This window comes from Microcystis sp. CS-574 (assembly GCF_028329095.1).
GTDB classification, from domain to species: Bacteria; Cyanobacteriota; Cyanobacteriia; order Cyanobacteriales; family Microcystaceae; genus Microcystis; species Microcystis ichthyoblabe_A.
The window spans coordinates 20,764-27,924 of sequence record NZ_JAQMSY010000251.1; the positions used below are offsets into that span (position 1 = coordinate 20,764).

At 42.7% G+C, this 7,161-nt stretch carries 6 protein-coding genes; 2 read left to right on the forward strand and 4 right to left on the reverse strand.

Features of this window, described 5'->3' with window-relative positions:
• Window positions 1-945: 945 nt before the first annotated feature.
• A complete protein-coding gene (locus tag PN470_RS20575; RefSeq protein WP_271936441.1) occupies window positions 946-2,046 on the forward strand; it encodes an alkene reductase in 1,101 nt (366 codons plus the stop codon).
• Between the two features lie 438 nt (window positions 2,047-2,484).
• On the opposite strand, the gene PN470_RS22270 is transcribed toward PN470_RS20575, so the two are convergent.
• Window positions 2,485-2,670 (reverse strand): hypothetical protein, encoded by a 186-nt coding sequence (locus tag PN470_RS22270; RefSeq protein WP_002747899.1) that lies wholly within the window; start codon window positions 2,668-2,670, stop codon window positions 2,485-2,487.
• Between the two features lie 54 nt (window positions 2,671-2,724).
• On the opposite strand from PN470_RS22270, the gene PN470_RS20580 reads away from it, so the two are divergent.
• Window positions 2,725-3,126, forward strand: a complete 402-nt coding sequence (locus PN470_RS20580) for a fasciclin domain-containing protein (RefSeq protein WP_002736196.1) — start codon at window positions 2,725-2,727, stop codon at window positions 3,124-3,126.
• Between the two features lie 362 nt (window positions 3,127-3,488).
• Here PN470_RS20580 and glgB read toward each other — a convergent pair whose 3' ends face one another.
• The 3 genes from glgB to psbH all read right to left on the reverse strand — a co-directional run bounded on the left by glgB (window position 3,489) and on the right by psbH (window position 6,687).
• Complete coding sequence (gene glgB, locus PN470_RS20585; RefSeq protein ID WP_002737827.1) at window positions 3,489-5,768, reverse strand: 1,4-alpha-glucan branching enzyme; 2,280 nt, start codon at window positions 5,766-5,768, stop codon at window positions 3,489-3,491.
• 371 nt (window positions 5,769-6,139) lie between these two features.
• Window positions 6,140-6,388 carry a TatA/E family twin arginine-targeting protein translocase gene (locus PN470_RS20590; protein ID WP_002743526.1) on the reverse strand — a complete coding sequence of 83 codons (249 nt, stop codon included), beginning with the start codon at window positions 6,386-6,388 and terminating at the stop codon, window positions 6,140-6,142.
• Between the two features lie 104 nt (window positions 6,389-6,492).
• Complete coding sequence (gene psbH / locus PN470_RS20595; protein WP_002736544.1) at window positions 6,493-6,687, reverse strand: photosystem II reaction center phosphoprotein PsbH; 195 nt, start codon at window positions 6,685-6,687, stop codon at window positions 6,493-6,495.
• Between the last annotated feature and the right edge of the window lie 474 nt (window positions 6,688-7,161).

The following is a 7,161-nucleotide window of genomic DNA, read 5'->3' on the forward strand; positions in this document are numbered from 1 at the left end:
GCCACAAAGCCCAAGTCGATCAAGACTTTTTTTTACTCATAAATTAGTTCTAAATATAGCATTTCCTGTTCACAAGAGGTACATTGTTGAGGTTGAAAAGCTTAATCAGCAAAGGTTTAACTGTGCCACACAGGTGTGAGAACTGCTATAAATTATGAAAAAATAGCTATTTTTTGGAGATTAGCACAATTAAATGAATGATGCTTGCTAAAAACTCGTGTTTTCCCATTTTTATCAACGCAATGTAGAGCCTGTTTGCCTCTTTTGGCTATTTTTGGGTAGGTTTGCCAAAAAATGCTGATTCTGAAAACCCCTCTTAAAATTCGTAAGCACCGAATAAAAAAGGTTTAGTTTTAGTTCCTAGAAAGTCTGTTTTATAGGTACAAAACAAGTTACTAGACATCTCGATCATGACTATTTCTGGTCAGATAAATATAAGCTTAATTACACTATTTTAACCGAACTAGACAAAAAATTGTCTCCTATTAATTTTCGCCTTTATGACAAGCGAGAGGGAAAGACCAAGAAGGATGACTTGAGAGAAATGGTCAGGGAGGTGATGGAATGGGGGTAGTCCCCTCATACATAACTGGAGACAGGTGGATTTGTGGTATTATTTGGGTGATCGAATAGTTAAGGTTCCTATCTCTTGAGATTTAAGCAATATTTCTGATGCCAAAATTGCCAAGAAATTTATCATGACTCAACTACCAGAAAATATAGTTTATGTCTCTTTAATTTGGGAAGATGAATAAATTAAATAACTTGTAATTATAGTCAGATTTATGACCAATATTAATTATATTCAGCTAGTTGATCCGATTAATTCTCCTCCCTTAGCAGAGGAACAATCTCGCAGATAGACAGTCAATCATCCTGGGGTGTGATTGTCCGGTTTTAACTCATTGCGGTAAAATTAACCTAAACTCTCTATCGGCAAATTCGATGACTTCCTTCACTACTTCCCTGGCTCTTTTAAGTCAATTTAAATTGGGAGATTTAAACCTAGAAAATCGTCTTGTGCTTGCTCCCATGACGCGAGCGCGAGCCGGAGAAAAACGTCTTGCTAATGAGATAATGGCCGAATATTACCGGCAAAGGGCCAGCGCCGGATTAATGATTACGGAAGCGACGGTAATTTCTCCCCAAGCTAACGGTTGGCAAAATACCCCCGGTATCTACACCGATGAACAAGCGCAAGCATGGCAAATAGTGACAAAAATCGCCCAAAGAAAAGGAACACCAATTTTTTGTCAATTGTGGCACTGTGGTCGCGCTTCTCATTCTAGTTTTCAGGAAAATGGCGCTTTACCCGTTGCCCCTTCCGCAATTAAGATTAAGGGGGAGTTGCATACACCCATCGGCAAACAGCCCTACGAGACCCCTAGAGCCTTAGAAACCGAGGAAATCGCCGCAATTGTCGCCGATTACCGTAAAGCCGCTCAGAGGGCAAAATTAGCGGGGTTTGATGGCATAGAAATTCACGGGGCTAATGGTTATTTAATCGATACTTTTCTACAATCTGTTACTAATCAGCGTCAGGATAAGTACGGTGGCAGTTTGGCAAATCGCTATCGTTTTTTACAGGAAGTAGTCGAGGCAATTTTAACTGTTTTTCCCAGTCATCGGGTGGGGGTGCGTCTGTCTCCCAATGGGGTTTATAATGACATGGGTTCCGAGGATTTTCGAGAAACTTTTCTCTATGTTGCCCAAAGATTAAATGAGTACAATTTAGCTTATTTGCATCTGCTAGATGGCTTGGCTTTTGGTTTTCATGAAAAGGGTAAACCGATGCTTTTATCCGAGTTTCGGGCTGTTTTTAATAGTGCTTTAATCGGCAATTGCGGTTATACAAAAGAAACTGCTGAAGCCGCTATTCAGTTAGGAGATGCGGATTTAATTGCTTTCGGTCGCCCCTATATCAGTAATCCCGATTTGGTGGAAAGATTCGCCAATAATTGGCCTCTTAATCCCGATGCTGAGATGAAGGATTGGTATTCTTTTGACAAGGAAGGTTATATCGATTTTCCCAGTTATAAACCCTAGTTAAGTAGGTAGGCGTTAAAAATTATCAGACACCCTCCTATCCCTTATAGGCATCTTTCTTAACAATTTTTTCAGTAAGCACTCCAACCCTGATCCTGACTTGATTTCAGTTTTTTCTTTGTTTTGTAAGGGTGTCAACAAGGAATATTACAAATTGTTAACCGAGTCTTAAAAGCCTTGTGCTACAAGGGTTTGAAATGTTAAGAAAGATTTGACTAAAGGACAGCAGGCAATGGTGACTATTTGCCCGAATAAACCCGCTAAAACTGAGACTATGGCTAAACTTAAGAACTCTTGGCTAAATCCCAGAAAAAACACCTATTTTACTCGCAACGAAAAAACCGGGAAAAAAATCAAAGTCACCCAAGAGTTACCCAGTTTTAAGGCATTAGGTAAGGATAGCCTATGTCGGTTGCTATTTTATGAGACTAGGCTACTTTACCAACTTTTGACACACAATTTAGTAAAGTGATCTTTGGGACAAGATGGCTCTTCCGGTTTCTGTGTGGAAACGAAGCCTATACTGATAGTTTCTTCGGCAAAATAGTCGTAAAAGTCTTTCTCCGTCAACATTTCACGATTCCATAAGCAAAAATTATCACACAAAGTCGAGAAGAGCCACAAGATTGAGTTTAAAATCTAAAATAGATAATTTTTTTAAGGGATTGAGTTAAGTTCATGGCAGATATTGTCGATATTGCGGTCAGTGCCGATAATTTTAAAACTCTAGTGACGGCGGTACAAGCGGCTAATCTTGTGGATGCCCTAAAAAGTCCTGGCCCCTTCACGGTTTTTGCCCCCACCGACGAAGCTTTTGCCAAATTGCCCCCCGGGACGATTACAACCCTAGTGCAGAATATCCCCCAATTAACCCGAATTCTCACCTATCACGTCGCTGCGGGCAAATATATGCAGGAAGATTTGGCAAAATTGGCTGTAGTGACTTCTCTAGAGGGTTCACCGATTCCCGTCGATTGTAGCGAAGGTTTTGAGGTGAAAAATGCCACGGTGGTCGCGGGTAATATCGAGGCAGATAATGGTGTGATCCACGTCATCGATACGGTGATCCTGATGGGTTAGTTTTTGACCGGCTTTTCCCTAGGCCGCATCTAGGGCAAATCTGTCTTATTTAGTAACTAAATATACAGATACTTTTGCTTGTTTATGGTTCCAATGCTCGCCAGAGGAAAATGCCCACTTTCTGCACTTTCTTGTCTGTACCTGTTCAGACTAAATCCTGTTATTAAAGACTGATTATCTATTGATCCTTTTGCCTATTACATGAGTAGAAAACGGGTTTCTCCGAGAAACCCGTTTTCTGTGCGTTACTCAACGGATTTAGTATTAGCCATCTCGACAGTAATGGCAGCTCAGTTATCAGTTATCAGATGTTAGTTTTCAGTTCACTGATTACTGTTTACTGATCACTGAAAAAAGCTTACCTATTCCCCAGAAGCATGAGGACCGATTTTGAGAACTAAAACCCCTAAAGGTGGTAAACAGAGATCGATCGAGTAGGGACGGCTATGATAGGACCATTCCTCCGACCATTTACCGCCAAGGTTGCCCATATTACTACCGCCATATTTACCCGCATCGCTGTTAAAGATTTCCTGATAAAAACCGGGATGGGGTACACCAACGCGATAATGGCTGTGGGGTTGGGGAGTAAAATTACAGACCACCACCAGAAACTCCTGCCAATTTTTGCTCCAGCGCAGGAAAGAAACGACGCTATGACTATTATCACTACAGTCGATCCACTCAAAGCCATCCTGACCAAAATCCTGGGTATATAAAGCAGGTTCACTCTTATAGGTGGCGTTCAAATCTGAGAAAAAGCGTTTTAGCTGTTGATGGGGTTGATGCTGCAAAAGACCCCACTCCAAATCACCCCAAACATTCCACTCACTCCACTGGCCAAATTCCATGCTCATAAACATGGTTTTCTTGCCGGGGTGGGTAAACATATAACTAAATAATGCCCGGACATTGGCGAATTTTTGCCACTCATCCCCCGGCATTTTGCCAATCATATTACTTTTGCCGTGAACCACTTCATCGTGGGACAAAGCCAGCATATAATTCTCGCTGTGGTTATACCACATACTAAAAGTGACATTATTTTGATGGAATTGACGGAACCAGGGATCCATGCCGAAATAATCGAGCATATCGTGCATCCAGCCCATATTCCACTTCAAATTAAAGCCTAAACCGCCCATATAGGTGGGCCAGGACACCATCGGCCAAGCGGTGGATTCTTCGGCAATTGACAGAATTCCGGGGAAATAGCTAAAAATTACATGATTGACTTGACGCAGGAATTCGGCGGCCTCTAAATTCTCCCGGCCACCGTACTCGTTGGCCACCCATTCCCCATCTTTACGACAATAATCGAGATAGAGCATAGAAGCCACCGCATCCACTCGAATACCGTCAATATGGTACTTATCGAACCAAAATAGGGCATTAGCCACCAGGAAATTTCTGACTTCGTTGCGACCGTAGTTAAAAATTAAGGTTCCCCATTCCTTGTGTTCCCCTTTGCGCGGGTCGCCGTGTTCATAAAGATGAGTACCATCAAAGAAAGCTAACCCGTGGCCATCTTTGGGGAAGTGACCGGGGACCCAATCCACTAGCACACCAAGGCCATTTTGGTGACATTGATCGACAAAATACATGAAATCTTCAGGATTGCCGTAGCGACTGGTGGGGGCAAAATAACCCGTCACTTGATAACCCCAAGAACCATCAAAAGGATGCTCGGCGATCGGCAATAATTCGATATGGGTGTAACCTAATTCCTTAACGTAGGGAATCAGTTTTTGGGCTAACTCGTAGTAACTCAAAAAGCGGGCCCCAGTGTTCCATTCCGACACGGGAACCGCTTCTCCTTCCCCGGAAAGTAAACGGGGTGGTTCGGCGCTAGAAGCGTGCAGCCAAGAACCGAGGTGTAATTCGTAAACGGAAACCGGTTGAGTTAAAGGATCGCTATGGCGGCGTTTTTCCATCCAATCGCTATCATCCCAAGTATAGCTATCTAAATTGGCCACGATCGAGGCGGTTTTCGGGCGTACTTCTTGGGCAAAACCGTAGGGATCAGATTTTTCGTAAATATGACCTTCCCAATTTTTGATCTCGTATTTATATTTAGTGCCAACACCGATTTCCGGGATAAACAATTCCCAGACCATATTATTACGTTTCCGCATTTGGTGATCACGACCATCCCAGTTATTAAAATCACCAATAATCGAGACATTGCGAGCATTAGGAGCCCAAACGGCAAAATAAACCCCTTTAATACCCTCGATTTCGGCTAAATGCGCCCCTAATTTTTCATAAATGCGATGATGGTTGCCCTCCCCAAACAGGTGTAAATCAAAATCGCTAAGTTTGGCAGAACGGAAGGCATAGGAATCATAGATTACCCGTTCCTGTTCTCCCTCGTGGATGCGTAATTGATAATTGTTCAGTTCACCGATATCGATAACGCACTCGAAAAAATGGGGGTGATAAGCGGTCGTCATGGGATATTCTTGTCTTTGGGACGGTAAAATAACCCAGGCGGCCGTGGTTTTCGGTAAATAGGCTCTAACAACCCATTTATTGACTTTTCCTTCTTCTTCTAGGGGATGGGCCCCCAAAACCTCAAAGGGATCGTGATGGAGGTTGTTGACGATTTGATGGACTTGTTCGGGGGATACCACTATAGACATTCATTTACCACTCTTGACATCTACAATACTTATAGCAAGGAAATAGTCATTTTTTCCCTGCCTTCTGGGAATTCTCAAACTAATGATATATTCTGCCTACTTAGGGTCTGCTGAAAAAGTTTTTCGTGGGGGTAGGGTGTGGGGTGTGGGGTGTAGGGTGCGGGGTGTGGGGAAGTGGGAAGAATAAATAAAATAATCTCCTGACGACCGACGACCGACGACCGACGACCGACTCCTGACCCTAACAACAATTTTTGATTTTTACAAGAGGTCTATGGTAAAACTGCCAATTTAATCTCGATTTGGTCATTCTCGATGTTAATCTAGCGGATAGCCTCGAATTTGACCTACTCTACATCTCTACAAAGTTGTCAACTGGAACGAGTTTGATCCCTAGGAGATTGACTTTCTTCTAATTCAGCTTTGATTTTTACCGAGTCTTCAATCTGCTGGGCCTCTCGCTTAAATTCACTTTCAAATTCCTTGGATGCTTCTTGAAATCCTCGAATAGTTTTGCCTAAACTGCGACCGATTTCTGGTAATTTCTTCGGTCCGAAAACTAGCAGGGCAATCAAGAGAATTAACCCCATTTCTGGCAATCCAATCCCAAAAATATTCATGTGTTTGCTCCTAATAAAAAACTTGCGGTGGGCAATAACCCACCTGCTAAAGTCCGAGAGACAATTCTGCGGCCAAAAATGCCGACAAGATTGTTGGAATCTGCTTACTGACCCCAATCCACATTAAATCCTTCTAAAATTAGGGAGGAGTTGTAGATCTGTAAAATAATCAGCAAAAAGACTAAAAACAGAGCCATAAACACTCCCATCAGCAAGGTAGTTCCCCAACCGGGAGAAACTTTACCATATTCTGAGTTGAGGGGACGAAGGATTTCACCTAAGCGTGTACGCTGTGCCATAAGTTACCAAGAAAGATCTGTAAATGATAATTTTGTATTGATCCGTAATTTGACGAACTGCCAACCGGTCAACCCAGTGAGATAAAATCTACTGCTGTTGCCAGTGGAACTTTTTTGGTTTAATTCCTAACGGAATCGTTTTTCGCCTGCCCTGCCACGCCCACAAGAATCTGCAAGCGCCTACAGTACGGGAATTATTCTAACATTGTTTGGTAATCTTCTCAGGATTTAGGAGATGGTCAATAGGGACTGACAGGTGTAGGTATTTTACAACTAAGAGGAAGGGGAGTAGTAAAAAGCATCAACGGGGGTGGGAGGGAAAGAACTTCAACGTTGACATCCTCGCCGCCCTAAAAGTGCGGCGATTCCTAAACCTCACGATTTAAGTTTCTGCTTCCACCACCGTCGCATACCACAGTTAAAAAACCATGTACTGTCTTACACAGAGTCCACAGACTTTCGCCCCATTTCAGA

Coding starts and splice junctions, on each gene's coding strand:
- PN470_RS20575 (WP_271936441.1), top strand. CDS start 946: ATGACTTCCTTCACTACTTCCCTGGCTCTTTTAAGTCAATTTAAATTG.
- PN470_RS20580 (WP_002736196.1), top strand. CDS start 2,725: ATGGCAGATATTGTCGATATTGCGGTCAGTGCCGATAATTTTAAAACT.
- glgB (WP_002737827.1), bottom strand. CDS start 5,768: ATGTCTATAGTGGTATCCCCCGAACAAGTCCATCAAATCGTCAACAAC.
- PN470_RS20590 (WP_002743526.1), bottom strand. CDS start 6,388: ATGAATATTTTTGGGATTGGATTGCCAGAAATGGGGTTAATTCTCTTG.
- psbH (WP_002736544.1), bottom strand. CDS start 6,687: ATGGCACAGCGTACACGCTTAGGTGAAATCCTTCGTCCCCTCAACTCA.